At 63.9% G+C, this 1,738-nt stretch carries 3 protein-coding genes; 1 reads left to right on the top strand and 2 read right to left on the bottom strand.

The genetic code is table 11. The features are described 5' to 3' along the window. On the top strand, positions 1–278 hold a 278-nt coding region (locus VGY55_18955; protein ID HEV2972060.1), incomplete at its 5' end, for a hypothetical protein. Positions 279–568: 290 nt separating this feature from the next. Here VGY55_18955 and VGY55_18950 read toward each other — a convergent pair. Together VGY55_18950 and VGY55_18945 are read right to left on the bottom strand one after the other, a co-directional pair. Further along, positions 569–979 (bottom strand): YciI family protein, encoded by a 411-nt coding sequence (locus VGY55_18950; protein ID HEV2972059.1) that lies wholly within the window; start codon positions 977–979, stop codon positions 569–571. Positions 980–1,012: 33 nt separating this feature from the next. Continuing rightward, positions 1,013–1,738 (bottom strand): hypothetical protein (locus VGY55_18945; protein ID HEV2972058.1); only part of this gene is annotated, 726 nt, incomplete at its 5' end.

The raw sequence follows: 1,738 nt of genomic DNA, 5'->3' as shown, positions 1-1,738 counted from the left end.
TGCCGCATTGGCCGATCAATCACGGGGTGACTACGTCGATGTACTACCGCGACCCCGACAACAACCGGGTCGAGCTGCAGATCGACAATTTCGCCACGCCAGAGGAATTGCAGGCTTATTTCCAAAGCGCCGCCTTTGCCGAAAATCCAGTCGGCGTGACCTACAACCCCGAGCAACTAATCCGCGACTACGAAGCCGGAGTGCCGATGGCGGATCTCTTGCGCATCCCGCCGCTACCCGAGGGCAAGACCCCCTGGGACATGCTCAGCCGGCACTGAGAGCTGCATCCCATCGCCGGATGGCGCGGAGCGGTGCTCAGGAGCCGCGCTCGCCGGTGATGGCGGCTAACGCTCGCCTCCGACTTCGGCGAGGTGCGCAGCGTCTTCAGCACGAAGCAGTATCAGACTCAACTTCACGCTCACCAGGCTATTTAAGCGCTGAAGCGGCGTGCCCGGGGGTCGCCGTATTGGCTAATCATCCGACCTTTCATCGGGCGCCGATCACGAAGCTAAGTCACGCCGCCGCATCGCCGGTTTTGCAGCAAAGTCACGATCGTATCGCCGGTTGCCTATTTCTTCTTCATCAGTTCGCTCTCGAGCCGGCGTGCGTCCTCGATTGCCGGGCTTGGACCGAAATCATCGAGCTCGAACAATTGGCGAAGCTCGATCTCGCCTTCCGCCCCGTCGCCGTGCGGAGAGGGGCAGCGCTTGGCCCAGTCGATCGCTTGTTGCTTCGAGTCGACCTGGATCAGCCAGTAACCGGCGATCAGCTCCTTCGTCTCGGCGAACGGGCCGTCGACGACGGTGGGCCTTCCGCCGGAGAATTTTATACGTGCTCCTTTCGAGCTGGGCTGCAGACCCGCAAGATCAAGCAGGATTCCGGCCTTCGCCATCTCCTCGTTGTACTTCGTCATCGCGGCAATAAGACTGTCGTCCGGCATCATGCCGGCTTCGGAATCCTTGCTGGCCTTGACCAACATCATAAATCGCATCGGTCTGTCCTCCTTCGAGTATCACACCGGCGGAAAGCGCACGACGGCGACCGGGGGCAGCCGCGCCTCCGGCATGGCCCACGAATCGCCGCCGTCCTCCGAGATCCACAAACCGCCGCTGGTCGAGCCGAAAGCGAGCCGCTCACCGCTCTCGTCGACTGCCAGGCCGTGGCGCCACACCAAATCATAGGCGTGATGCTGCGGCAGGCCCCGCGTCAGCACTTCGAAGCTGCGGCCGCCGTCACGGGTGCGAGCGACCACGACCTTGCCGTCCACCGGAATGCGCCGCTCGTCCTTGATCGCGGGGATGAACCAGGCGGTGTCCGGGTCGATCGGATGCGCGGCGACGGCAAAGCCGAATTTCGATGGGCGGATCGCCGTCACTTCGCGCCAATTTGCCCCGGCGTCCTCCGAGCGGAAGACTCCATTGTGGTGCTGACACCACACGATCTCGGGGTACGCGGTGCAGCCGGCGAGCCGGTGGACGTCCTGGACGATCGGGTTGTCGCGCTGCTCCGGCGGCATGTACTCGGCATGCATGCCGCGGTTGATCAGCCGCCACGATCCCCCTGCATCGGTGCTTGCCCATACGCCCGCAGTCGATACGCCAATGCGGATGTCGAAAGGGTTGCGCGGATCGATCAGCACCGAGTTGATGCCGGGTTGCTCGCCGCCCGCGACGCCCGCCCACTGGCGGCGCTCGGGCATATGCCACAGTGCCTCGTTCAGCGACCAGGACGCGCCGCC

Source organism: Pirellulales bacterium (genome assembly GCA_035939775.1).
Taxonomy (GTDB): Bacteria; Planctomycetota; Planctomycetia; order Pirellulales; family DATAWG01; genus DASZFO01.
This window is presented reverse-complemented; position numbering and strand designations above follow the sequence as displayed.

Bases quoted from the DNA above. Each gene is read 5' to 3' on its own strand.
- VGY55_18950 (HEV2972059.1), bottom strand. From the start codon at position 979: ATGTTGGTCAAGGCCAGCAAGGATTCCGAAGCCGGCATGATGCCGGAC.